We start from the raw sequence: 23,243 nt of genomic DNA, 5'->3' as shown, positions 1-23,243 counted from the left end.
CTCATGCCTTCCCCCCGGATCCACCGATGAGCGACACCCCCCGCATCGCCTTCCTGGCCAGCGCCACCGAACCTGCACAGATGGCCCGCGCCGCGATGGTCTCGCGTTATGGCGATCACGCGCCGGAGCAGGCGGACGTGCTGTGTCCGCTGGGCGGCGACGGCTTCATGCTGCAGACCCTGCATCGGCACGGGCACCTGGGAAAGCCGGTGTTCGGCATGAAGCTGGGCACCGTCGGCTTCCTGATGAACCAGTACCGTGGCGACGACGACGTGCAGGCCCGCATTGCCCGTGCCGAACCGGCCAACCTGCGCCCGTTGGAGATGGTCGCGTTGACCGAGTCGGGCACCAGTACCGGTTCGCTGGCCTACAACGATGTGTCGCTGCTGCGCCAGACCCGGCAGGCAGCGCATATCGGCATCGACCTCAACGGCCAGGAACGCGTGGCCGAGCTGATCGGTGACGGCGTGCTGGTGGCCACCCCGGCCGGCAGCACCGCCTACAACTATTCCGCGCACGGTCCGGTACTGCCGCTGGGCTCGCACACCATCGCGCTGACGCCGTTGGCTCCGTACCGGCCGCGTCGTTGGCGCGGGGCGATCCTCAAGGCCGACACCGAGGTGCGCTTCCGCGTGCTTGACCCCTACAAGCGCCCGGTCAGCGTCACTGCGGATTCGCACGAGACCCGTGACGTGGTCGAGGTGACCATCCGCGAGTCGAAGGACCGCCGCGTGACCCTGCTGTTCGACCCGGAGCACAACCTGGAAGACCGGATCCTGAGCGAACAGTTCGTTTTTTGAGGACAATGGGCGGCCGGCCCCGCCGACCGCTTGAAGGACCCCCACCGATGGGCGACAACTCCCCCCGTTTGCTGACCGTCGCGGTGACCTCGCGCGCCCTGTTCGACCTCGAGGAAAGCCATGCGCTGTTCGAGAGTGATGGCGTGGCGGCCTATGCCGAATTCCAGCGCCAGCACGAGGACGACATCCTCGGCCCCGGCGTGGCCTTCCCGGTGGTGCGCAAGCTGCTGGCGCTGAACCAGGGCGCCAGCCCGGAGAACCCACGGGTCGAGGTGATCCTGCTGTCGCGCAACTCGGCCGATACCGGCCTGCGCATCTTCAACTCCATCCAGCACTACGGCCTGGGCATCATCCGTGCGACGTTCACCGCCGGCGAGCCGACCTGGCCGTACGTGAAGCCGTTCGGTACCGACCTGTTCCTGTCGGCCAACCCCGAATCGGTGCGCAGCGCGCTGCGCCATGGGATCGCGGCGGCGACCATCCTGCCCAAGCCGCCCGGCGAGACCGCTGCGGCAGCGGCCGACCAGATCGATATCGGTCGCCCGGCCGGCCAGTTGCGCATCGCCTTCGATGGTGACGCGGTGATCTTCGGTGACGAGAGTGAGCGCATTTCGCGCGAGCAGGGCGTGGAGGCGTTTGGCCGCCACGAGCGCGAGCGCGCCCGCGAGCCGCTCAGCGGCGGGCCATTCCGGGGTTTCCTGTCGGCCCTGCACACGCTGCAGGAAGTGTTTCCGGCCGGCGAGAGTGCGCCGATCCGCACCGCACTGGTCACCGCGCGCTCGGCACCGGCGCATGAACGGGTGATCCGCACCCTGCGCGAGTGGGGCGTGCGCCTGGACGAGGCGCTGTTCCTCGGTGGCCGCCACAAGGGGCCGTTCCTGCAGGCGTTCGGCGCCGACATCTTCTTCGATGATTCGCAGCACAACATCGACAGTGCCCGCGAGCATGTGGCCGCTGGCCACGTACCGCATGGTGTCGCCAACGAGAGCTGAGGCCATGACGGGCAGGTGCCAACCGTCGGTTGGCCCTGCCATGCATCGGTGCCCACCGAGGTGGGCCTCTACGGGTCACTGCGCGACCGACATCCCCAGCTGCAGGTCCACCACCTTCCAGCGCAGGCCCTGCGGTTCAAGCACCACCTTCAGCGGCGGCTGGCCAGGGCCGCGATCGACATCGATCACGAAGCGGTCCAGTGCCTCGAAATGGTGCTCGGCATGCTTCAGCGGCCGCGCCGGTTCGGTCGCGCCGAAGGCATCGCCGCCCTGCAGTTCATTGCGGCCACGCTTCCACAGCACGTGGCCCTGCAGCATCGCGCCGATCCCGGTCGGGGTCACCATGGTCTCCACTGCGGCACCGCCAAGCTGGTCGCCCAGCCCATAGAGCAGGGCACCGAATGGACTGGCCGCCACCTCGGGGCCGGCCTGGCGCACCAGGTAGTCATTGAGCTGCGCGCGCAGGCTGCTGCGCACGCGCGGGAAGTCGACATAACGCTCCAGGCGGGCGGTGTCGCGCTGCTCGATGGCCTTGGACAGGCCATTGACGGTCATGTAGGGGCCGCCGAACCACCAGGCCGCCACGGCCAGGACCAGCAGCACAATGAGTGCGGTGAGTTTCTTCATGCCGACCAGACTGCCGCAATGGCGGCAGTTCCGGGTGAAGACTCAATGACTGGGCGAACCACGGCCGTCACCGAAGGCATCGACCAGCTGTTGCCGTTCGGCCGGGGTCAGTGCTTCCAGCCGCGTCGCCAGCACCTCGTCGAGGCTGCGGGTGCGGGTGGTACCGAGGATGCCGCTGGCCACGCCGGGATGGCCCAGCGCATAGGCGAAGGCGGTCTGGACCGGGCGTTGGCTGTGGATCGCGCCCATGGCGCGCCGCATCTGGCGGGCACTGCGCATCAGCTGGCGGCTGCTGGGTTTCAGCCAGGCGCGCGCCAGGTACCAGCCATCGGCCAGCCGTGGCAGGCGCGGACGGGCGGGCAGCAGGTGGCCCTGCGCCAGCACGGTGCCGGCCAGCACGCCAATGCCCACCGCCTGCAGCTGGTCGATCAGCGGTTCGCGGTCCTGCTGCAGGGCGTTGTAGTCCAGAAGCACCACATCGAACGCGTCGGGATGGGCGATCATCCAGCGCAGGGTCGATGCCGAGTGGGTGTTGATGCCGGTGTGGCAGACCAGGCCGCGTTCGCGCAGGCGTTGCAGCGCGGCCAGCAGGTCATCGTTGATGTCGTGTTCGCTGGCGCCATGCAGCTGGTAGAGGTCCAGATGATCCAGGCCGAGGTTGCGCAGCGACGCCTCGCAGCTGGCGGTGATGGCCGCGGGCGAGAAGTTGCGTTGCTCGGCACCGCTGATGCCGGCCTGGCCGGTGAGCGTGCCGCCTTTGCTGGAGACCACCAGCGCGTCGCGCGGGTACTGCTTCAGCAACGGACGCAGGATGCGGCCCAGGCGCGGTTCGGCATGGAAGCCGGAGTAGTTGTGGCCGGTATCGAGCAGGTTCACGCCATGGGCGAGCGCATGCTCGACCACGGCAGCCGCCTCAGGCTCCGGGAAGCGGCGATGACCCCAGAAGCCGGAGCAGCCCAGGCCGATCGGTGAAACGGCCAGGCCGGTGCGGCCGAGCACGCGCCGCTGGCGGGCCAGCGGAAGATCCGGCGACATCAGAACTCCAGATCCAGCGCAGCGCACAGGTAGTCGACGAACGGACCGAGCGCGGCCAGGTCCTTGCCCAGCGTGGACAGCAGGCGCGGGCCGGTCATGGTGGCGTCGTCCAGCGAGCGCCACATCACCCAGTTGCGGTGCTTGAGGTCGTCGATGAACTCGAAGTCGGCCGGGAAGCCGCGGGGTGGCCGCACCAGCTTTTCGCTCTCCTCGAAATCGAAGCGCTTGCGCAGGGCCGGCGCATGCGCGGCGGCCTTCCAGCTGCCCGGGTTGTCGAGGATGAAGTGGCGCACGCGACGCTGGGTTTCCGGCTCCGGATGCCACAGGCCGGCACCGACGAAGCTCTCGCCGGGCTGCAGGTGCACGTAGAACGAAGGCGCGGCCACTTCGCGGCGGCGCTCATGGAACAGGCGCGCGCCCTGCCAGGTCTTGTACGGTGACTTGTCGTTGGAGAAGCGCGCGTCGCGATGGATGCGGAACAGCGAGCCGCCGACGCCGCGCGTATCGGCGCGGAAATGGTCGCTGACCTCGGCCAGTGCCGGTTGCAGGTCGCCCAGCAGGCGCAGGAACGGCTGCCGCACGTGGTCTTCATACTGCTGGCGGTGGTCGTTGAACCAGGCCTTGTCGTTGTGCCGCGCCAGGCTGCGCAGGAACTTGAAACTGGCGTCCGAGAAGTAGGTGCTCACAGCGTCTCCTGCAGGTGCTGGCCCCAGTCGCGCAGCGATTGCAGCAGGGCCTGGCGCCGGGCGTCGTCGGGCGCTTCGGCGGCCAGTGCATCGAGCTGCTGCTGGTACTGGGGCAGGTTGAGTTCGCCCAGCCCGCCGTCTCCCAGCAGGCGCTGGCGGCGGTACTCCTGCCAGCGCTGGCGTTCGGACGGTGCGAGGCTGTCGGGGTGGTTGCGCGCGCGGTAGCGGAACAGCAGTTCCGGCAGGCGCGGGTCGCGGAAGCGGCCTTCCAGCGCGGCCAGCTGCTCCGGCGCGGTGGTGCGTGCCAGCGCAAGCAGCGGCTTGTCGCCATTGCCGAGGAAGCCGTCGTACAGCGAGGCATCGACGTCGGCCACGGTGGCGGCGCGGGGCTGGTTGTAGACCTGTCGCGCCTTCTCGGCCAGCTGTGGGGCGAACGCGCGCAGGCGTTCCACCTTGGCCTCGATCGCGGCCACGTCCAGGCCGAGGCGCGCGTGGTCATCGGCGCGCAGGTGGTTCCAGGCGATCAGCGCCGGCACCTTGTTCAGGTGCACTTCCTTCAGCGGCACCCGCGCCACGCCTTCGGGCAGCTCGCTGGCGCGCATGTACAGGCGCTGTGCGATCACCTCGGCCGGCAGTTCCAGCAGGTCGTCGATCCCGCCTTCCAGGTCGAACACGATCACCCGGTTGTTGATGGTCGGGTGCACGGCCAGCGGCAGTACCGGTGCCGCGCACAGGCGGCTGGCCGGGTAGCGCATGGAAATGTGCAGCACCGGCTTCATCGCGGCCACGTCCAGCAGGCCGCCGACGAAGCGTTTGTCACGCAGCTTCAGCGCGTAGTCCCACAGGCGTGGCTGCGACTGCTTGAACAGGCGTGCCATGCCGATGGTGGCGCGTACGTCGGACAGCGCTTCGTGCGCATCGCCTTCGCGCACGTTGTTGGCCTCGGCCAGGTGCTCGAGCTTGAACGAGGTGGCGCCATCCTCGCGCAGCGGCCACTGGATGCCGTCCGGGCGCATCGCGCGCATCAGCCGCAGCATGTCCAGCAGGTCCCAGCGCGAATTGCCGTTGCGCCACTCGCGTTCGTACGGGTCGTGGAAGTTGCGGAACAGCCCATAGCGGACGAATTCATCGTCGAAGCGCAGCGTGTTGTAACCCAGCGCGCAGGTACCGGGGCGCGACAGCTGCTCGTTGATGCGATCGAAGGCCTCGGCCTCGCTGATGCCCTCGGCCAGGGCCTGCTGCGGGGTGATGCCGGTGACCAGGGTGGCCATCGGCGAGGGCAGCAGGTCATCGGCCGGGCGCACGAAGAAGCTGACCGGGGTGTCGATCTCGTTCAGGTCGGCGTCGGTACGGATCGCGGCGTATTGCGAGATGCGCGTGCGTCGTGGGTCCTGGCCGAACGTTTCCAGGTCGTAGAACAGGAAGCTGTCGGCCATCAGTGCGCGCCCTCCAGGACCGGCAGCTGCGCGTGGATCTGCGCTTCCAGGGCGGTCCAGTCGATGTTGTCCAGTGAATCGTGGCCGGCGGTGGCGGCCACCAGCATGTCGCGCTGCAGCTCGGTGCGGCACAGCGCCTCGGCGTAGGGCGTGTGCAGGAAGGTGACCATCGTGTAATGCGGTACGAAACGGGTCGGCCAGCGTCGCTGCAGTTCCTGCTCCAGCTCGCGCTGCAGCAGGAACGCGGGATCGGCGACGCGGTCGCGCATCTCCAGGTAGTTCTCCAGCGCCATCTGCTGGATGGCACGTGCATTCGGCTTGCGCTCGGCTTCGAACGCGGCGAACGCGCCTTCCAGATCATCTGCTTCCGTCAGGTGGCGTGCCAGCGCAACGCAGTCCTCGAACGCGCAGTTCATGCCCTGGCCGTGGAACGGCACCATGGCGTGCGCGGCATCGCCGATCAGCACGGCGCGGCCGTGCTGATGCCAGCGCTCCAGGGTGAGCGTGCCGAGCAGGCCCGGCGGATGCTGTTCCCAGTCCGCGCGCAGGTTCGGGATCAACGGCAGGGTGTCGGCGAACTCGCGTGCGAACAGCGCTTCGGCCTGCGCGCCGGTGTTGACCGTGGCGAAGCTGGGATCGCCCTGGTTGGGCAGGAACAGGGTGACGGTGAAGGTGCCTTCGTGGTTGGGCAGGGCGATGCACATGTAGTGGCCGCGCGGCCAGATGTGCAGCGCGTTGCGCTCGATGCGGAAGCTGCCGTCGGCGGCCGGCGGGATCTCCAGCTCCTTGTAGGAGTGGTCGAGGAAGGCGATGTCCTCCCCCAGCGGCGCACGGCGGTTCATCGCCGCGCGCAGTGCCGAGCCGGCACCGTCTGCCCCGATCAGGGTGTCGAAGCGGATGTCGTGCGGGCTGTCGTCGCGGTCATCGATGAAACGTGCGTAGCCGGCATCGAAATCAACGGTGTGCAGGCGGCGATGGAAGTGCACGGTGGCGCCGGCCTGTTCGGCCAGCTCCAGCAGCGTGGTGTTCAGGTCGCTGCGGTGGATCGACCAGATCACTTCGCTGTCGTCGCGGCCATAGCGCTGCAGCTGCGGTTCACCGTCGCGCGGGTGCACCATGCGGCCGCGCATCATCACCGCCCGCGCCATCACTTCGTCCTCCACGCCCGCCTGGCGCAGCGCATTGCGCCCGCGCTCGGCCAACGCCAGGTTGATCGAGCGGCCGCTCTCGTAGTCGGCCACGCGCGGATCGCCGCGGCGTTCGTACAGGGTGATGCGCCAGCCTTGCCGTGACAGCAGGATGGCCAGCAGGGACCCGGCCAGGCCGGCGCCGATAATGCTCAACGAGCGGGAAGCATGTGCGATCAACGAACTGTCCAGCAGTAGGGGAGGGGCCGGCCTAAAGGCCGGCCCAGGCTTCCACTTCCTCGACGAAGTGGTGCACGTCCAGGTAGCGGTTGTAGAGCGGCGTGGGCGAGATGCGGATCACGTCGGGCTCGCGCCAGTCGCCCAGCACGCCGATGCCGCGCAGGTGCTCGAACAGTGCGCGGCCACGCTCGCGGCCATCGATCACGCGCAGCGACAACTGGCAGCCGCGGCGCTGCGGGTCGGCCGGGGTGATGATGTCCAGCACCTGCGGAAGGCGCGCGCGCACCAGCGCTTCGAGCATGCCGGTCAACGCCAGCGATTTGCCGCGCAGCGCTTCCATGCCGGCACGCTCGAACAGGTCCAGCGAGGCACGCAGCGGTGCCAGGCCGAGAATCGGCGGATTGCTCAGCTGCCAACCTTCGGCGCCGATGGCCGGCGTGAACTGCGGCGCCATCTGGAAGCGGGTGGCTTCCTCATGGCCCCACCAGCCGGCGAAGCGCGGCAGGCTGGTGTCGCGGTGGTGGCGCTCGTGCACGAAGGCGCCAGCGACTGCACCCGGGCCGCTGTTGAGGTACTTGTAATGGCACCACACGGCGAAATCCGGGGCCACGTCATGCAGGCGCAACGGCAGGTTGCCGACCGAGTGCGCCAGGTCGAAGCCGATGCGTGCGCCCTGCAGGCGTGCGGCGCGGGTGATCGCATCCAGATCGAAGGCCTGGCCGGTGCGGTACTGCACGCCGGGCCACAGCACCAGCGCCAGGCGCGGGCCGTGTTCGGTGATGGCGCGTTCGATGGCGTTCAGCGAGATCGTGCCGTTGGCTTCGTCCGGCTGCACTTCCACCAGGCACTCGGCCGGGTCGAAGCCATGGAAGCGGATCTGGGCTTCCACCGCGTGGCGATCGGTCGGGAACGCGCCGGCTTCCATCAGGATCACCGGGCGCTGCGTGGTCGGCCGGTAGAAGCTGACCATCATCAGGTGCAGGTTCACGCTCAGCGTGTTCATCGCCACCACTTCGCTGGGCAGCGCGCCGACCACGCGTGCCAGCTGCGCGCTTACCAGGCGGTGGTAGGACAGCCACTGCGTCGGGCCGGTGAAGTGGCCTTCCACGGCCAGTTCGCCCCACTGCTTCATCACTTCCTGCACGGCGGCCTGCGCGCCGCGCGGCTGCAGGCCCAGCGAGTTGCCGACGAAGTAGGTCTGCTCGCCGCCACCGTGGCGCGGAATCAGGAATTCATTGCGCAGCGGGCGCAGCGGATCGGCGGCGTCCAGGGCGATGGCGTGGGTGCGGCTGAGCAGGTCGGACATGGTCGGGCAACAGGCTGCAACGGGACCGCCAGTGTAGCGCCTGGGGCATGGCCCGGTAGCCGCCACCAGCCCAACACCAGCACTGCATGATCCGGTGGTCACCAACCTTGGTTGGCGCACGTGCGAGCAGGCGCCCACCCAGGTGGGCGACGACCGTTCGATGGTTCAGCCCACCGCGGGCGCCGGCAGCGGGTCCACGTGCCCGCACTGGCTGCAGGTACGCAGTTCCAGGCTGGCGTGGTAGCGCGCGAATACCTTGGGCAGGTCGGTTTCGATGTTCTGCAGCGGGAAGAACTCTTCGTGCAGCTTGTGGTTGCAGCGCTCGCAGTGCCAGATCACGCCGTCCATCTCATGCGGCAGGCGCTTGCGCTCGACCACCAGGCCGATACCACCGGGCGGGCGCCGCGGCGAGTGCGGCACCTTCGCCGGCAACAGGAAGATCTCACCGGCGCGGATCGGAATGTCGCGCACCGCGCCGTCTTCCTGCACCTTCAGCACCATCTCGCCTTCGAGCTGGTAGAACCACTCCGGGCCTTCGTCGTAGTGGTAGTCGGTACGCGAGTTTGGCCCGCCGACCACCATCACGATGAAATCGCCGTTGTCGATCATCTTGTTGCCCACCGGCGGCTTCAGCAGGTGGCGGTTCTCTTCGATCCAGGCGTGCAGGTTGATCGGCGAAGCGAGCATGGTGGTCATCCGTGGGGGATCAGTCGCGCTTGCCCTTGCGCGGGACGTAGGACAGGGCCTTTTCATAGGCCGGCTGCAGCTCTTCCTGCGAACCGACGTCGATGCCCATCTCGCGCACGCGTCCGTCCTTCAGGCTGTAGACCCAGCCGTGCACCATCAGCTTCTGGCCGCGGGCCCAGGCGTCCTGCACGATGGTCGAGCGGCACAGGTTGGCCACCTGCTCGATCACGTTCAGTTCGCACAGGCGCGCGTGCTTGAGCTCATTGGTCTCGATCGCATCGAGGATGCCGGTGTGCTTCTGCATCACGTCACCGACGTGGCGCAACCAGTTGTCGGCCAGGCCAACGCGGGTGTTGTGCAGGCAGGCATGCACGCCGCCGCAGCCATAGTGGCCAACGATCAGAATGTGCTTGACCTTCAGCTGGTCCACCGCGTACTGCACCACGCTCAGGCAGTTCAGGTCGGTGTGGGCGACCACGTTGGCAACGTTGCGGTGCACGAACACTTCGCCCGGGGCCATGCCGATGATCTGGTTGGCCGGCACGCGCGAATCGGAACAGCCGATCCACAGGTACTCGGGGTGCTGCTGCTTGGCGAGCTGGTGGAAGAACTCGGGGTCTTCCTTCTCGATCCGGTCGGCCCAGTCGCGGTTGTTCTGCAGCAGCTTGTGGATGTCTTTCATGTTCGGGTCCCTGGCGTCGGGTGGGGGCTCGCCGCAGCCGTCCGGCTGCGTCGTCGCGGGAATCTGTGGTGTTCAGTCGCCCTGCAGGGCGGCCGGGTCGCGGTGCCAGCGCATCCACTGCGCCAGTTCCTGGGAGGAGGGCGTGGCCAGCGCTTCCAGTGCGGCGATCACCGCCTGCTGGTTGGCTTCCGGGTGGTTCTGGCTGAGTTTCAGCTTCAGCTGCACCTGTTCGACCTGGAAGCGGAAACCGACGATGGCGCGCAGCTCCGGACCATGTTCGGCGCGCGAAGCATCGAACTTCCAGGCCTGGCCTACGCTGGCTTCGAATCGGTCGCTGATCGCGCCGACCAGTTCGGCCAGTGCATCGGTATCGTCGAAGGTCTGCAGCTGGCCACGCAGCTCGGCAGTGGCGTAGTTCCAGGTCGGCACCCGCGCGGCGGGCTCCTTGTCCGGATACCAGCTGGCCGAGACGTAACCGTGGGGGCCGTCGACCAGCACCTTGGCCGCGCCGCTGTGGCGCGACTGCGGATTGGCGCGGGCCCAGTGCCCGCGCAGCTCGATACGCTCGCCATCACGCCGGTACAGCACCGGCATCCGGGTCAGCTCCGGCAGGCCATCGTCGCCGGCGGTGAGCACGGTGACGAATGGATCGCGCGCCAGCAGGCGGTCCAGCCAGCGCAGGTCGGTCTCGGCGAAGGCGCGTGGGGTGAACATGCGAGGGTCAGGCGCGCCCGCCCAGCGACTGGATCATGCGGCCGCGCAGGCCCTCGTCACTGTCGGCCTGCGGCGGCTGTACTTCGTGCAGGCTGAAACCGCGCACCAGCGCGTCTTCCTCGTCCAGGCCGTCGTACTCGACGAACTCGGCGTCGAACAGCTGCGAACGGGCGGTGTCTTCGCTGTCATAGCTCAGCGTGTTGCCGTCGCTGTCGAGCACCTCGGCGGTGCCGGCCGGGCGCACGCGCAGGCGCGCCCAGATCAGGGTGTTGCCGAGGCTGGCCAGCCACCAGCTGTCGCGCGAGGCGGAGATGTCATTCATGGAGGTATTACCAGAGCGAGGCCAGCCAGAGCAGGGCGGCCATGCCCAGTCCGGCCAGCAGGGTCAGCAGCGATACCCAGGCCGGCGTCGCCAGCCCGGACAGTGAGCGGTCCGGCTGCTGGCGATAGTCACGGCGCAGCAGCCAGGCCAGGGCATCGGGCTTTAGGAAGGCGCCGCTGCCGAAGCGCTCGGCGAGCGCCGGATGGCGGTCGCGCACGTGCACCAGGGTCAGCGGCCAGAAGATCACGAAGGCACTGAACCCGGCCACTGCAACGCCGACGAAACAGAGGGCGAAGAACAGGGTCATGGGAGCGGTACCTCCGTGGTCGTGTGGGGCTTAGAAGTCCGCGCTGCCCGGGGCGCGCGGGTAGGGGATCGCATCGCGGATGTTGGAGAGCCCGCAGACGTACACCACCAGGCGTTCGAAGCCGAGGCCGAAGCCGGCGTGCGGCACCGAACCATAGCGGCGGAAGTCGCGATACCAGCTGTAGTGCTCACGGTCCAGGCCGAACTGGGCCATGCGCGCGTCCAGCACGTCCAGGCGCTCTTCGCGCTGGCTGCCACCGATGATCTCGCCGATGCCCGGGGCCAGCACGTCCATCGCGGCGACGGTCCTGCCGTCGTCGTTCAGGCGCATATAGAACGCCTTGATGTGCTCCGGATAGTTGGTCACCACCACCGGGCGGCCGACGTGTTCCTCGGTCAGCCAGCGCTCGTGCTCGGTCTGCAGGTCCAGGCCCCATTCGACCGGGAAGTCGAACTTCTTGCCGGACTTCTGCAGCAGGCTGACTGCATCGGTGTAGTCGATGCGCTCGAACGGCGCGTTGATGAAGTCTTCCAGCTTGGTGATCGCGTTCTTGTCCACGCGCTCGGCGATGAAGGCCAGGTCGTCGCCGCGCTCGTTCAGCACCGCGCGGAACAGGTACTTCAGGAACTCTTCGGCCAGGCGCGCATCTTCGGCCAGGTCGGCGAAGGCGATTTCCGGCTCGATCATCCAGAACTCCGCCAGGTGGCGGGTGGTGTGGCTGTTCTCGGCGCGGAAGGTCGGGCCGAAGGTGTAGACCTTGCTCAGCGCCAGGCAGTAGGCCTCGACGTTCAGCTGGCCGGACACGGTCAGGAAGGTTTCCTTGCCGAAGAAGTCGCGGCTGAAATCGATCGCGCCCTTCTCGTCACGCGGCAGGTTCACCATGTCCAGGGTGGACACACGGAACATCTGGCCGGCGCCTTCGGCGTCGGAGGTGGTGATGATCGGGGTGCTGATCCAGTTGAAGCCGTTCTCGTGGAAGAAGCGGTGCACCGCCTGGGCCAGGCAGTTGCGGATGCGGGTGACCGCGCCGAACAGGTTGGTGCGCGGGCGCAGGTGCGCCACTTCGCGCAGGAACTCCGGCGACATCGGCTTGGGCTGGATCGGGTAGGTCAGCGGGTCTTCGACCCAGCCGACCACGTCCAGTGCGCTGGCCTGGATCTCGAACGACTGGCCCTTGCCCTGCGACTTCACCAGCGTGCCGGTGGCGATGACCGAGCAGCCGCTGGTCAGGCGCTTGATCTCGTCGAAGTTGGCCAGGTTGTCATTGGCCACTACCTGGATCGGGGCGAAGCAGGAGCCGTCGCTCACATTCACGAAGGCCAGATTCGCTGAACCGCGCACCGTGCGCACCCATCCGCGTACCGTGACTTCGCCGCCTTCCGGGATCTTCCCGGCAAGCGCATGTTCAACGCTGACCACCGTCATGACTTGAATCCTCTGCTGATCGACTCGATCTGTGAACACGGGAGTTTACCGGTTGCAGCGTTCTGCTTGCGAGGCATTTTTCGTGGCAACGGCTCCTTATAATGTCCCCGTACCTCTGGAGTAGCCCCATGGCCGTCAGCCTGACCCCCATTGCCTTTGAGCGCGTGCAGCGCTTCGTCGCCCAGACCCCCGGCGCGCTGGGCCTGCGTTTCGGCGTGACCAAGACCGGCTGCTCCGGTTGGGGCCACGTCACCGACCTGGCCCGCGACGAGCGCGAGGGCGATACCGTGTTCGACCAGGACGGCGTGAAGATCTACGTCGACGCCAAGAGCCTGGCGCTGGTGGACGGCACCGTGATCGACTTCGGCAAGCACGGCCTGAGCGAGACGTTCACGTTCAGCAACCCGAACGCCACTGCCGAATGTGGCTGCGGCGAAAGCTTCACCACCGACGCCGACAAGGCCTGAGGGCCGGCTGCCGGGCATGGCCCGTGCTGGCGGAGTCTGATGTGGTAGGTGCCGTCCTTGGCCGGCACGCGGGGCATGATCCGGCGCTATCGCCGCTCGCGCCAAGCGTTCCGTCCCAGCAGTACCAGTCCCAGAATCACGCTCGCTGTCGTCCATAGGCCCGACAGGCCGATCGTCTCCCGCAGCAGGTGCAGCAGCATTGCTACCAGCAGGCTCATGCAGCCCAGGATTTCAAGGATGCCGAGCGGGCCGTTGCCCACGTGGATCAGGCGTCCATCGTCGCGGTTGCTCCAGCGCCGGAGGCGCGAAAGGCGGTTCATGGGCGGAATGTAGCCCGGAAGGGAAGTGCGGATGCAACGACCGCTCTTGCCGACGAGGGTTGGCTGCCCGTTCCAGTGCGCGGAATGCGGCCGGCAACGCCATCACGTCGACCTGGGGTGACGCCGGGCGGAGCCGTGAGTTCTGCCGGGGGCTCCGGTGGTGACCGTTCCTGGTCGGCCCAGGGGGAGGGCATGGGAGCGGCGCCCCCGGTTCAGGTTGCCCCATGGGGCCGGCCGGTTGCCCGGCCACCCCATCTGCGCCATAATGCGCGGCTTCCTGCCTCCCTGGCGGGAATCCTTGCCCCACCGCGGTCTCAACGGCGGGGGGCTGTCCGGCCGCAAGGCCACATCCGAAAGGTAGAAAAAACATGAGTCGTCATTACGAAATCGTGTTCATGGTCCACCCGGACCAGAGCGAGCAGGTCCCGGCCATGATCGAGCGCTACAAGTCGCTGGTCGAGAACGGCAACGGCACCATCCACCGCCTGGAAGACTGGGGCCGCCGCCAGCTGGCGTACCCGATCCAGAACCTGGTGAAGGCGCACTACGTGCTGCTGAACATCGAAGCCGACCAGGCCGTGCTGAACGAACTGACCGAAAGCTTCCGCTTCAACGACGCCGTGCTGCGCAACCTGGTCATCAAGCGTGACGAGGCTGACACCGAGCAGTCGCTGATCATGAAGAGCAAGGACGAGAAGGGTGACAAGCCGGAGCGCGGTGAGCGCCGTCGTCGTGACGACGAAGAAGGCGAGTCCACCACCACCGCTGACAACGAAGCCGGCGACGACGCCGCTTCCGCCGCCTAAGGAGCCTTCCCATGTCCAAGTTCTTCCGTCGCCGCAAGTTCTGCAAGTTCACGGCTGAAGGTGTGAAGGAGATCGACTACAAGGATCTCAACACCCTGCGCCAGTACCTGACCGAGAACGGCAAGATCGTGCCGAGCCGCGTCACCGGTACCAAGTCGAAGTACCAGCGTCAGCTGGCGACCGCCGTCAAGCGCGCTCGCTTCCTGGCCCTGATCCCGTACACCGACAACCACGACGTCTGATGCCCGGCGGGGCGGCCCGGTGCCGCCCCTGCCGTGCCAGCTATTCGGACAGCCTTTGTTGCGGGGCATCGCCTCGCTAACGAATAACTCATCTGGAGCAATACCATGCAGCTGATCCTCCTGCAGAAAGTCACCAACCTCGGCAACCTGGGCGACCTGGTCGACGTGAAGCCGGGCTACGGCCGTAACTTCCTCGTGCCGCAGGGCAAGGCCGTGCCGGCCACCGAGAGCAACAAGGCCGAGTTCGAAGCCAAGCGCGCTGAATACGAAGCCAAGGCCCAGGCCATCCACGCCGATGCAGACGCCCGCAAGGCCAAGCTGGACGGCGCGAGCGTGACCATCCCGGCCAACGCTTCGACCGAAGGCAAGCTGTACGGCTCGGTCGGCGCCCGCGAAATCGCCGATGCCTTCACCGCCGCCGGCCTGCCGGTCAGCAAGAGCGAAGTCATCCTGGGCGAAGGCGCCTTCCGCAACATCGGCGAGTACGACGTGCTGATCCACCTGCACGCCGACGTCGAGACCACCGTCAAGGTCGTCGTCGTCGCCGAAGCCTGATCCCTCGCCGCAAGGCCTGGAATCACCGCAGAACGGGCGCCCGCAAGGGTGCCCGTTTTGTTTTGCGGCCCGGGTTTCGTGGCGTTGAGCCATGCCCGACCGAGGGGCACGGCCGGGCAATGTTCCACGCCCATTCGTAGAACACGGCCACATCGGTATACTCAGGGCGTCACACCCGTTCCACGGCCAGCGATCCCAGCAGGATCAATGACTTGGAGGGTAAACGCAGGCCGCTCGACGGCCCCAGTCCGGAACCCCTATGCGTCTTTCCACGATCAAGCTGTCCGGCTTCAAGTCGTTCGTCGATCCGACCACCCTGCACCTGCCGACCAACATGACCGGCGTGGTGGGGCCCAATGGCTGCGGCAAGTCGAACATCATCGACGCCGTGCGCTGGGTCATGGGCGAGAGTTCGGCCAGCCGCCTGCGCGGCGACTCGCTGACCGACGTGATCTTCTCCGGTTCCAACGCCCGCAAGCCGGTCTCGCAGGCCACCGTCGAGCTGATCTTCGACAACTCCGACCATACGATCTCCGGCGAGTACGCCTCGTTCAACGAAATCTCGGTCAAGCGCACGGTCAGCCGCGACGGCACCAGCAACTATTACCTCAACGGCACCAAGTGCCGCCGCCGCGACATCACCGACCTGTTCCTCGGCACCGGCCTGGGTCCGCGCAGCTACTCGATCATCGAGCAGGGCATGATCAGCCAGATCATCGAGGCGCGCCCGGAAGACCTGCGCGTGTACCTGGAAGAGGCGGCCGGCATCTCCAAGTACAAGGAGCGCCGCAAGGAGACCGAGACCCGCATCCGCCACACCCGCGAGAACCTGGACCGGCTGGGCGACCTGCGCGACGAGATCAGCAAGCAGCTCGAACACCTCAAGCGCCAGGCCAAGCAGGCCGAGCAGTACCAGGCGTTGCAGGAAGAACGCCGGGTCAAGGATGCCGAATGGAAGGCCCTGGAGTTCCGCGGGTTGGACGGGCGCCTGTCCAAGCTGCGCGAAGGGCTGTCGCAGGAAGAGACCAAGCTGCAGCAGCTGATTGCCGATCAGCGCGACGCCGAGGCCCGCATCGAGACCTCGCGCGCGCGTCGCGAGGAGGCTGCCGATGCGCTCAATACCGCGCAGGCCGCGGTCTACCAGGTCGGCAGCACGCTGGCGCGCCTGGAACAGCAGATCCAGCACCAGCGCGAGCTGTCGCAGCGCCTGCACAAGGCGCGCGATGAAACCCGCCAGGCGCTGGCTGACCTGGGCCAGCACATCAGCGGCGACGAGGCCAGGCTGAGGGTGCTGCGGGAAGCGGTCGAGGCGGCCACCCCGCAGCTGGAAGCGCTGCAGGAAGAGAACGAGATCAAGCAGGAAAGCCTGCGCGAGGCCGAGGACCGGCTGGCCAGCTGGCAGCAGCGCTGGGAACAGCACACCTCGCAGAGTTCGGAGGCCTCGCGCGCCGGCGACGTCGAGCGCACGCGCGTGGACTACCTGGACAAGCAGATCCTCGATGCCGACCGCCGTCGCGAGGCTCTGGCTGCCGAGCGCGCCGGGCTGGACGTGGACGCGCTGGAAGAAGCCTTCGAGCAGCTGCACCTGCAGCACGACACGCAGAAGGCAGCGCTGGATGAATTGAGCGAAGACGTGGAGCTGCGCAAGCAGGGCGTGGCGGCGGTGCAGGAGCAGCAGCGCAATGGCCAGAACGAGCTGGCCGAACTGCGCAAGCAGGCCAATGGCCTGCGCGGTCGCCTGGCCTCGCTGGAAACCCTGCAGCAGGCTGCACTCGGCCAGGAGCAGGGCGCGGCCGTGGCGTGGCTGAAGGCACGCGGGCTGGATTCGGCGGCGCGTGTCGGCGAACGCCTGGACGTTGATGCCGGTTGGGAAAACGCGGTGGAAAGCGCGCTCGGCCAATTGATCGAAGGCGTGCTGGTCGATGACCCGGCCAGCCTGGTCGATGCCCTTGGCGAACTCGGCGACGGCCACATTGCGCTGGTCGCCAACGCCGGGGCTGAGTTCAAGGTTGCACCCACCTCGCTGGCCGCGCGCGTGCGTGGCCCGGCGGCGATCCGTCGCCTGCTGGCCCACCTGCATGGCGCCAAGGATCTGTCCGAGGCGAAGGCCCTCCAGGCCAGCCTCCCGGAGGGGGATTCGATCATCACCCAGGGCGGCGAGCGCCTGGGCCAGGGCTGGCTGCGCGTGTCGCGCTCCGGTGCGGCCCAGCAGGGCGCGCTGCTGCGCGAACGTGAGATCAATGAGCTGCGCGAGCAGATCGAGCAACTGCAGGATCGCGAGGCCGAGCTGGAAGAGCAGCTGTCCGGGTTCCGCGAACAGCTGCAGGCGGCCGAACAGCAGCGCGAAGACGCGCAGCGTGCGCTGTACCAGGCCCACCGTGCGGTGTCCGAACTCGCTGGCCAGTTGCAGGGCCAGCAGGGCAAGGTGGAGGCCGCACGCACGCGCATCGACCGCATCGAGGGCGAACTGAAGCAGCTGCAGGAAACGCTCGAGGCCAACAACGAGCAGGCGCGTGAGGCGCGCTCGCGGTTGGAGAATGCGGTCAGCAGCATGGGCGACCTGGAATCGACCCGGCAGCGGCTGGAGGGCGAGCGCCGCCAGCTGACCGAGGCACGCGACCTGGCCCGCGACGCCGCACGCGCGGTGCGTGAGCGCTCGCATTCGCTGGCGCTGACCCTGGAATCGCAGCGTGCGCAGCTGGCCTCGCTGAGCCAGGCACTGGAGCGCATGGATACCCAGCGCGGGCAGTTGGATTCGCGGCTGGAGGAGCTGCATTCACAGCTGGACGAAGGGGATTCGCCGGTCGAATCGCTGCAGGCCGAGCACCAGAATGCGCTGGAGGAGCGCGTGCGGGCTGATCGCGTGCTGACCGAAGCGCGCACGTTGCTGGACGGCATCGACGCCGAGCTGCGCAATTACGAACAGACCCGCCACCAGCGCGACGAACAGGCGCTGGCCCAACGCGAACGCATTTCGCAGCGCAAGCTGGACCAGCAGGCGCTGGTGCTCAGCGCGGACACCCTGCAGGGCGCGGTGGAGAAGGCCGGGTTCGTGCTGCAGGACGTGCTCAACGCACTGCCCGAGGACGCCCGCCTGGGTGACTGGGAGCAGGCCGTGCACCAGATCGATGGCCGCATGCGCCGGCTGGAGCCGGTCAACCTGGCCGCCATCCACGAGTACGGCGAGGCCTCGCAGCGTTCGGACTACCTGGATTCGCAGCACGTGGACCTGACCACCGCGCTGGAGACCCTGGAAGACGCCATCCGCAAGATCGACCGTGAGACCCGCGGCCGCTTCAAGGACACCTTCGACCGCGTCAACGCCGGCGTGCAGGCGCTGTACCCGCGCTTGTTCGGCGGCGGCCACGCCTATCTGGAACTGACCGGCGAAGACCTGCTCGACACCGGCGTGACCATCATGGCGCGCCCGCCGGGCAAGCGCGTGTCCAGCATCTCGCTGCTGTCCGGCGGCGAGAAGGCGATGACCGCAGTGGCACTGGTGTTCGCGATTTTCCAGCTGAACCCCGCGCCGTTCTGCCTGCTGGACGAGGTGGACGCGCCGCTGGACGAAGCCAACGTCGGCCGCCTGGCCAACATGGTCAAGGAAATGAGCGAGAAGGTGCAGTTCCTGTTCGTCAGCCACAACAAGGCGACGATGGAGGCCGCGCACCAGCTGTCGGGCGTCACCATGCGCGAGCCGGGTGTCAGCCGCCTGGTCAGCGTGGACCTGGAAGAAGCCGCGCGATTGGCGGGCGCGGCCTGACGTGCCATCCTAGTTACCTGAATGAACTAGCCGGAGAACCTATCGAATGTCCGACACGGCACTGTTGCGCATCGGCATCCTGGCCGCCGGCCTGCTGTTGATCGCCGCGATCTTCCTGTTTGGCCGTCCGAAAAAGAAGCCCCAGGGGCGCCGCGTGGAAGGCGCGGAACCGACCAGCGGCGAGCGCCGCGAACCGGTACTGGGCGAAGACGGCGTCGCCGTGGCCGATGGCCGCGTCGAACCGGGCATGGGCACGGAAGGCGAGCAGGCCGAACTCGGTCTGGGCGAAACCGACCCGGGCGCCAGCGATCTCGGCAAGCGCGCCACCCAGGATTTCGACAAGATTGTCTCGCTGTTCGTGGCCGCCCGGGCCGGCGAACAGCTGCGTGGCGAAGACATCGTGGTGGCGGCCGAGAAGACCGGCCTGGTGTTCGGCCACATGAACGTGTTCCACCGCCTGGTGGAAGGTCACCCCGAGCGCGGCCCGATCTTCTCGATGGCCAGCATCATGAAGCCGGGCAGCTTCGACATGGCCAACATCCGCGCCATGGAGACCCCGGCCATCGCCTTCTTCCTGACCCTGCCGGCACCGCTGACCGCGCTGGACGCCTGGGAGAAGATGCTGCCGACCGTGCAGCGCATGGCCGAACTGCTCGACGGCGTGGTGCTGGATGACAGCCGCAATGCCCTGGGCCGCCAGCGCATCGCGCACATCCGTGACGAGCTGCGCGCCTATGACCGCCAGCACCAGGCGCCGCCGCTGACCAAGACCCCGCGCTGGTAAGCGCCATGGTGTGCCGACCAACGGTCGGCACCCACCCCGACCAACGGTTGGCACCCACCCCGACCAACGGTTGGCACCCACAACAGTAGGTCCACGCCATGCGTGGATGGGGCGAACCAAGGTTCGCCCCCACCAACAGGGTCAGGCCGGTACGCCGGCCACCTTGGCGAACGCGCGGCGGAACGCGGCCATCTCGTCCTCGGTGCCGACGGTTACGCGCACGCGCTGTGGCCAGATCGGCCAGCTGCGTCCGATCACTACACCGTTCTCCGCCATCGCCTTGGCGAACGCGCTGCCGTCGCGTTGCACGTCGACCACGAAGCAGTTCGCTTCCGACGGCACGCAGCTGAAACCACGCTTGCCGAGCCATGCGATGGTTGCCTGCCGCACCTTGGCATTCTGCAGGCGGCGCTGCGGAATCAACTGCGGATCGCGCAGGCTGGCCAGTGCAGCGGCCAGTGCCGGCACCGGCAGCGGGTTGTCGCCCAGGCTCGCCAGTTCGCGCAGACGGTCGGGATGGGCGGCCGCCACGCCCAGGCGCAGGCCGGCCATGCCGTAGAGCTTGGAGAACGTACGCAGCACGATCAGATCGTCGCGCTGCGTCACCTGCGTGATCAGGCTGGGCTGTTCGCTGTACTGCAGGTAGGCCTCGTCGACCAGCACGCGGGTGGAGGCGGGCTTGTGGGCCAGCAGCCAGGCAAGCTCATCCGGTGGGCTGATCGAGCCGGTCGGGTTGTTCGGGTTGCACACATACAGCAACCCGGTCGGGCGCCGGTGCGCGGCAGCGACCATCGCGCGCAGGTCATGCGCGCCGTCGCCGCGCAGTGGCACTTTCTGCACGTGCGCAGCGTGCGCGGCGGCGACCTCGCCGAGCGTCTCGAAGGTCGGGTCGGCCACCACCAGCCCCGCCTGCGGGCCGGTCCACAGCGTGGCGGCACGGTTCAGCGGTTCACTGGAACCAGGGTAGAGGCGTACATGGTCGGCCGGAATGCCGGCCTGCTCGATGAAGGCGTCGCGCACCCTGCCCGCCAGCTCGAAGCGGTAACGGCCACAGCTTGCGATGCTGTCGCGCGCTGCCTGTTGGGCTGCGGGCGAGGGGCCATATGGGCATTCGTTGAAGTTCAGCAGTACTGCGCCTTCGGCAGGGGCGGGGGCCGCGGCTGTCGCGGGCTGGGCATGGCCGAGCCGCGGCAGCCCGCTGCCGGCGACGGCGAGGCCGGCACCGGCCAGTTGCAGGAAGCGTCGACGGGAGGCAGGCAGGGTCACGGGCAGTATTCCGAAGGGCGAACGTCGCACGCTAGCGCCGGTGGAGGTGGGCGGCAAGCCCGCCTTCTGTGGAGTCGAGCATGGCTCGACGCTATGAACGCAGCGGCGTTACAGGGCCTGACGGCCGGGCGCGGTAGAATCCCCGGCCATCCCAGAACCACCGGATCCCGATGAGCCCCAGCCCCGCCGAACGCGCCGACGAACTCCGCCGGCAGATCGCCCAGGCCAACCGCGCCTACCACGAGCTGGATGCGCCGGAGATCCCCGACGTCGACTACGACCGGATGGTGCGCGAGCTGGAAACGCTGGAGCGCGAGCACCCGGAACTGGCCCGTGCCGACAGCCCGACTCAGCAGGTCGGTGCACGTCCGTCCGGCCGCTTCCCCGAGGTGCGCCACGCGGTGCCGATGCTGTCGCTGTCCAATGCCTTCAGCGATGAGGAAGTGGCCGATTTCGTGCGCCGCATCGATGAGCGCCTGGGTCGTCGCAGCCTGCGGTTCTCGGCCGAACCGAAAATGGATGGCCTGGCGATCAGCCTGCGCTACGAGGACGGTCATTTCGTACTCGGCGCGACCCGTGGTGATGGCAGCACCGGCGAGGACGTGACCGCCAACCTGCGTGAGATCAACGATGTTCCCAAGCGCCTGCACGGCAAGGACTGGCCGGACGTGCTGGAGGTGCGTGGCGAGGTCTACATGGCCCGCGCCGACTTCGAGGCCTACAACGAACGCGCGCGCCGGCAGGGGGGCAAGGTGCTGGCCAACCCGCGCAACGCGGCCGCCGGTTCGCTGCGCCAGCTTGATCCAAAGATCAGTGCGCAGCGCAGGCTGAGTTTCTTCGCCTACGGCACCGGCGAAGTGCAGGGCGGCGAGCTGCCGGACACCCATTCGGGCACGCTGGCCCAGCTCGGTGCCTGGGGCTTCCCGGTCAGTGAGCTGTGCAAGGTGGTGGAAGGCACCGGCGGCCTGCTCGGCTACTACCGTGACATCGGCGAGCGCCGCGATGGCCTGCCGTTCGACATCGATGGCGTGGTCTACAAGCTGGATGACCGCGCCGGCCAGCAGGCCATGGGCTTTGTTTCGCGTGCGCCGCGCTGGGCCATCGCGCACAAGTTCCCGGCACAGGAACAGAGCACCACGGTGGAAGCGATCGAGATCCAGATCGGCCGCACCGGTGCCGCCACGCCGGTCGCCCGCCTGGCGCCGGTGGCCGTGGCTGGCGTGATCGTGTCCAACGCCACCCTGCACAACGCTGACCAGATCGCGCGTCTGGATGTGCGCGTCGGTGACAGCGTGATCGTGCGGCGTGCTGGTGACGTGATTCCGGAAGTGGTCAGCGTCATCCTCGACCGCCGTCCGCAAGGCACGGCGCCCTGGCAGATGCCGATGCAGTGCCCGGTGTGCGGCTCGGAAATCGTGCGCGAGGAAGGTGCCGCCGCGTGGCGCTGTTCGGGCGAACTGTCCTGCCCGGCGCAGCGCAAGGAGGCCATTGCCCATTTCGCTTCGCGTCGTGCGATGGATATCGACGGCCTCGGCGACAGGTACATCGAAACGCTGGTCGACGCCGGCATCGTCAGGAGCGTGGCCGACCTGTACCGGCTCAACCGCGACCAGCTGCTGCACCTGAAACTGGTGCTGGATGCCGAGGACCCTTCCGCACTGGCCGCCGCGTTGAAGCTGCACCTGCCGGCAGAGGGGAGCGGCGCGGTGCTCAATGCGGTGCTCAAGCTGGATGGCAACGATCCGGCGTGGCGCGCGCAGGCGCTGGCGCAGCCGGCCGGCTTCGAATGGAACACGAAGAAGATCGCCACCAAGTGGGCTGACAACCTGATCGCGGCCATCGACGCCAGTCGCGCTGCCACGCTGGAGCGCCTGCTGTTCGCGCTTGGCATCGAGCACGTGGGCGAGAGCACGGCCAAGGCGCTGGCGCAGTGGTTCGGTGACCTGGAGCTGATCCGCCACCTGCCGTGGCCGCTGTTCAAGCGCGTGCCGGACATCGGTGGCGAAGTGGCGCGCTCGCTCGGCCACTTCTTCGAACAGCAGGGCAACCAGCAGGCCATCGATGATCTGCTGCAGGTCGGCCAGGTGCGCATCAGCGACGTGCATGCGCCCAGTGCCAAGCTGCGCGAGGGGCTGGATCTGGCACAGCTGCTGGTTGAATCGGAGATCCCTGGCATCACCCGCCTGCGTGCGGAGAAGCTGGTGGCGGCGTTGCCGGGCGCTCAGGCGGTGCTGGATGCCGAACATGGCCAGTTCGTCAACGCGGGCCTGCCGGACGACACCGCGCGCGGTCTGGCCGAGTGGCTGGATGCCGAAGGTCATGGCGCGATGCTGCTGGCGGCCGAGAAGGCGATGCAGCAGATCCTGGCCAAGGCGCCGGCGATGGCCGAGATCGTGGCTGGCCCGCTGGATGGGCAGACCGTGGTGCTGACCGGCACCCTGGCCCAGCTGACCCGCGATGCAGCCAAGGAGCGCCTGGAAGCACTGGGTGCCAAGGTCTCCGGCAGCGTGTCGAAGAAGACCAGCTTCGTGGTGGCCGGTACCGAGGCCGGTTCCAAGCTGGACAAGGCGCAATCGCTGGGCGTGCCGGTATGGGACGAAGACCGCCTGCTGGCCTATCTCGCCCAGCACGAATGATGACCCCGCCGGGTGCCT

General features: G+C 67.8%; 23 protein-coding genes. 9 read left to right on the top strand and 14 right to left on the bottom strand.

Annotation, left to right across the window (positions count from 1 at the left end):
• Nucleotides 1–26: 26 nt before the first annotated feature.
• Both B9Y82_RS11330 and B9Y82_RS11325 read left to right on the top strand, forming a co-directional pair.
• The gene (locus tag B9Y82_RS11330) at nt 27–800 is read left to right on the top strand and encodes an NAD kinase (RefSeq protein WP_032962058.1); all 774 of its coding nucleotides are present in this window, start codon (nt 27–29) and stop codon (nt 798–800) included.
• Nucleotides 801–847: 47 nt separating this feature from the next.
• On the top strand, nt 848–1,792 hold the full coding sequence (locus B9Y82_RS11325) for a 5'-nucleotidase (protein ID WP_100473300.1): 945 nt from the start codon (nt 848–850) through the stop codon (nt 1,790–1,792).
• 75 nt (nt 1,793–1,867) lie between these two features.
• Here B9Y82_RS11325 and B9Y82_RS11320 read toward each other — a convergent pair whose 3' ends face one another.
• The 12 genes from B9Y82_RS11320 to asnS form a co-directional block, all read right to left on the bottom strand.
• Nucleotides 1,868–2,419: a DUF2939 domain-containing protein gene (locus B9Y82_RS11320; protein WP_100473299.1), complete on the bottom strand. Its 552-nt coding sequence runs from the start codon at nt 2,417–2,419 to the stop codon at nt 1,868–1,870.
• 42 nt (nt 2,420–2,461) lie between these two features.
• Nucleotides 2,462–3,454 carry an aldo/keto reductase gene (locus B9Y82_RS11315; RefSeq protein ID WP_100473298.1) on the bottom strand — a complete coding sequence of 331 codons (993 nt, stop codon included), beginning with the start codon at nt 3,452–3,454 and terminating at the stop codon, nt 2,462–2,464.
• A complete protein-coding gene (locus tag B9Y82_RS11310) occupies nt 3,454–4,140 on the bottom strand; it encodes a DUF2461 domain-containing protein (RefSeq protein ID WP_032127674.1) in 687 nt (228 codons plus the stop codon). Before B9Y82_RS11310 ends, B9Y82_RS11315 begins: the two co-directional genes overlap by 1 nt.
• Nucleotides 4,137–5,576 (bottom strand): exodeoxyribonuclease I, encoded by a 1,440-nt coding sequence (sbcB, locus tag B9Y82_RS11305; protein WP_100473297.1) that lies wholly within the window; start codon nt 5,574–5,576, stop codon nt 4,137–4,139. Before sbcB ends, B9Y82_RS11310 begins: the two co-directional genes overlap by 4 nt.
• The gene (locus B9Y82_RS11300) at nt 5,576–6,943 is read right to left on the bottom strand and encodes an FAD-dependent oxidoreductase (protein ID WP_100473296.1); all 1,368 of its coding nucleotides are present in this window, start codon (nt 6,941–6,943) and stop codon (nt 5,576–5,578) included. The genes sbcB and B9Y82_RS11300 overlap by 1 nt, the downstream gene beginning before the upstream one ends.
• Nucleotides 6,944–6,974: 31 nt before the next feature.
• Nucleotides 6,975–8,249, bottom strand: coding sequence for a kynureninase (gene kynU / locus B9Y82_RS11295; RefSeq protein WP_100473295.1), 1,275 nt, complete (start codon nt 8,247–8,249; stop codon nt 6,975–6,977).
• Between the two features lie 165 nt (nt 8,250–8,414).
• Entirely contained in the window at nt 8,415–8,936 is a 522-nt protein-coding gene (locus B9Y82_RS11290; protein ID WP_049442510.1) for a 3-hydroxyanthranilate 3,4-dioxygenase, read from the bottom strand.
• A 19-nt stretch (nt 8,937–8,955) separates the two neighbouring features.
• Nucleotides 8,956–9,618 (bottom strand): carbonate dehydratase, encoded by a 663-nt coding sequence (gene can / locus B9Y82_RS11285; RefSeq protein WP_100473294.1) that lies wholly within the window; start codon nt 9,616–9,618, stop codon nt 8,956–8,958.
• A gap of 72 nt (nt 9,619–9,690) precedes the next feature.
• Entirely contained in the window at nt 9,691–10,332 is a 642-nt protein-coding gene (locus tag B9Y82_RS11280) for an FMN-binding negative transcriptional regulator (protein WP_100473293.1), read from the bottom strand.
• A gap of 7 nt (nt 10,333–10,339) precedes the next feature.
• Nucleotides 10,340–10,654 (bottom strand): hypothetical protein, encoded by a 315-nt coding sequence (locus B9Y82_RS11275; protein ID WP_014037738.1) that lies wholly within the window; start codon nt 10,652–10,654, stop codon nt 10,340–10,342.
• A gap of 7 nt (nt 10,655–10,661) precedes the next feature.
• A complete protein-coding gene (locus B9Y82_RS11270) occupies nt 10,662–10,961 on the bottom strand; it encodes a hypothetical protein (RefSeq protein ID WP_005417403.1) in 300 nt (99 codons plus the stop codon).
• A gap of 30 nt (nt 10,962–10,991) precedes the next feature.
• Nucleotides 10,992–12,386, bottom strand: coding sequence for an asparagine--tRNA ligase (gene asnS / locus B9Y82_RS11265; protein WP_100473292.1), 1,395 nt, complete (start codon nt 12,384–12,386; stop codon nt 10,992–10,994).
• Between the two features lie 128 nt (nt 12,387–12,514).
• Here asnS and B9Y82_RS11260 point away from each other — a divergent pair, with 128 nt between their 5' ends.
• Complete coding sequence (locus B9Y82_RS11260) at nt 12,515–12,853, top strand: HesB/IscA family protein (protein WP_006452998.1); 339 nt, start codon at nt 12,515–12,517, stop codon at nt 12,851–12,853.
• A gap of 86 nt (nt 12,854–12,939) precedes the next feature.
• Here B9Y82_RS11260 and B9Y82_RS11255 read toward each other — a convergent pair whose 3' ends face one another.
• Nucleotides 12,940–13,173: a hypothetical protein gene (locus B9Y82_RS11255; protein ID WP_100473291.1), complete on the bottom strand. Its 234-nt coding sequence runs from the start codon at nt 13,171–13,173 to the stop codon at nt 12,940–12,942.
• Nucleotides 13,174–13,541: 368 nt separating this feature from the next.
• Here B9Y82_RS11255 and rpsF point away from each other — a divergent pair, with 368 nt between their 5' ends.
• The 5 genes from rpsF to zipA all read left to right on the top strand — a co-directional run bounded on the left by rpsF (nt 13,542) and on the right by zipA (nt 19,323).
• Nucleotides 13,542–13,979, top strand: coding sequence for a 30S ribosomal protein S6 (gene rpsF / locus B9Y82_RS11250; RefSeq protein WP_049445625.1), 438 nt, complete (start codon nt 13,542–13,544; stop codon nt 13,977–13,979).
• An 11-nt stretch (nt 13,980–13,990) separates the two neighbouring features.
• Nucleotides 13,991–14,221, top strand: coding sequence for a 30S ribosomal protein S18 (gene rpsR / locus B9Y82_RS11245; protein ID WP_002804494.1), 231 nt, complete (start codon nt 13,991–13,993; stop codon nt 14,219–14,221).
• A 105-nt stretch (nt 14,222–14,326) separates the two neighbouring features.
• The gene (gene rplI, locus B9Y82_RS11240; protein WP_014647660.1) at nt 14,327–14,776 is read left to right on the top strand and encodes a 50S ribosomal protein L9; all 450 of its coding nucleotides are present in this window, start codon (nt 14,327–14,329) and stop codon (nt 14,774–14,776) included.
• Between the two features lie 259 nt (nt 14,777–15,035).
• Nucleotides 15,036–18,539: a chromosome segregation protein SMC gene (smc, locus tag B9Y82_RS11235; protein ID WP_100473290.1), complete on the top strand. Its 3,504-nt coding sequence runs from the start codon at nt 15,036–15,038 to the stop codon at nt 18,537–18,539.
• A gap of 46 nt (nt 18,540–18,585) precedes the next feature.
• Complete coding sequence (gene zipA / locus B9Y82_RS11230; protein WP_006376490.1) at nt 18,586–19,323, top strand: cell division protein ZipA; 738 nt, start codon at nt 18,586–18,588, stop codon at nt 19,321–19,323.
• 141 nt (nt 19,324–19,464) lie between these two features.
• Here zipA and B9Y82_RS11225 read toward each other — a convergent pair whose 3' ends face one another.
• Complete coding sequence (locus tag B9Y82_RS11225) at nt 19,465–20,589, bottom strand: pyridoxal phosphate-dependent aminotransferase (RefSeq protein ID WP_100473289.1); 1,125 nt, start codon at nt 20,587–20,589, stop codon at nt 19,465–19,467.
• A 164-nt stretch (nt 20,590–20,753) separates the two neighbouring features.
• Between B9Y82_RS11225 and ligA the strand changes: the two genes are divergently transcribed.
• Nucleotides 20,754–23,225 (top strand): NAD-dependent DNA ligase LigA, encoded by a 2,472-nt coding sequence (gene ligA, locus B9Y82_RS11220; protein ID WP_202908152.1) that lies wholly within the window; start codon nt 20,754–20,756, stop codon nt 23,223–23,225.
• The last annotated feature ends 18 nt before the right edge of the window (nt 23,226–23,243 follow it).

Source organism: Stenotrophomonas maltophilia, assembly GCF_002799155.1.
Lineage (GTDB): Bacteria > Pseudomonadota > Gammaproteobacteria > Xanthomonadales > Xanthomonadaceae > Stenotrophomonas > Stenotrophomonas maltophilia_R.
This window is presented reverse-complemented; position numbering and strand designations above follow the sequence as displayed.

Bases quoted from the DNA above. Each gene is read 5' to 3' on its own strand.
- zipA (WP_006376490.1), top strand. From the start codon at position 18,586: ATGTCCGACACGGCACTGTTGCGCATCGGCATCCTGGCCGCCGGCCTG.
- B9Y82_RS11315 (WP_100473298.1), bottom strand. From the start codon at position 3,454: ATGTCGCCGGATCTTCCGCTGGCCCGCCAGCGGCGCGTGCTCGGCCGC.
- smc (WP_100473290.1), top strand. From the start codon at position 15,036: ATGCGTCTTTCCACGATCAAGCTGTCCGGCTTCAAGTCGTTCGTCGAT.
- B9Y82_RS11290 (WP_049442510.1), bottom strand. From the start codon at position 8,936: ATGCTCGCTTCGCCGATCAACCTGCACGCCTGGATCGAAGAGAACCGC.
- B9Y82_RS11270 (WP_005417403.1), bottom strand. From the start codon at position 10,961: ATGACCCTGTTCTTCGCCCTCTGTTTCGTCGGCGTTGCAGTGGCCGGG.
- B9Y82_RS11320 (WP_100473299.1), bottom strand. From the start codon at position 2,419: ATGAAGAAACTCACCGCACTCATTGTGCTGCTGGTCCTGGCCGTGGCG.
- rpsR (WP_002804494.1), top strand. From the start codon at position 13,991: ATGTCCAAGTTCTTCCGTCGCCGCAAGTTCTGCAAGTTCACGGCTGAA.
- sbcB (WP_100473297.1), bottom strand. From the start codon at position 5,576: ATGGCCGACAGCTTCCTGTTCTACGACCTGGAAACGTTCGGCCAGGAC.
- B9Y82_RS11325 (WP_100473300.1), top strand. From the start codon at position 848: ATGGGCGACAACTCCCCCCGTTTGCTGACCGTCGCGGTGACCTCGCGC.
- B9Y82_RS11255 (WP_100473291.1), bottom strand. From the start codon at position 13,173: ATGAACCGCCTTTCGCGCCTCCGGCGCTGGAGCAACCGCGACGATGGA.
- can (WP_100473294.1), bottom strand. From the start codon at position 9,618: ATGAAAGACATCCACAAGCTGCTGCAGAACAACCGCGACTGGGCCGAC.
- asnS (WP_100473292.1), bottom strand. From the start codon at position 12,386: ATGACGGTGGTCAGCGTTGAACATGCGCTTGCCGGGAAGATCCCGGAA.
- kynU (WP_100473295.1), bottom strand. From the start codon at position 8,249: ATGTCCGACCTGCTCAGCCGCACCCACGCCATCGCCCTGGACGCCGCC.
- B9Y82_RS11260 (WP_006452998.1), top strand. From the start codon at position 12,515: ATGGCCGTCAGCCTGACCCCCATTGCCTTTGAGCGCGTGCAGCGCTTC.
- B9Y82_RS11330 (WP_032962058.1), top strand. From the start codon at position 27: ATGAGCGACACCCCCCGCATCGCCTTCCTGGCCAGCGCCACCGAACCT.
- B9Y82_RS11275 (WP_014037738.1), bottom strand. From the start codon at position 10,654: ATGAATGACATCTCCGCCTCGCGCGACAGCTGGTGGCTGGCCAGCCTC.
- B9Y82_RS11280 (WP_100473293.1), bottom strand. From the start codon at position 10,332: ATGTTCACCCCACGCGCCTTCGCCGAGACCGACCTGCGCTGGCTGGAC.
- rplI (WP_014647660.1), top strand. From the start codon at position 14,327: ATGCAGCTGATCCTCCTGCAGAAAGTCACCAACCTCGGCAACCTGGGC.
- rpsF (WP_049445625.1), top strand. From the start codon at position 13,542: ATGAGTCGTCATTACGAAATCGTGTTCATGGTCCACCCGGACCAGAGC.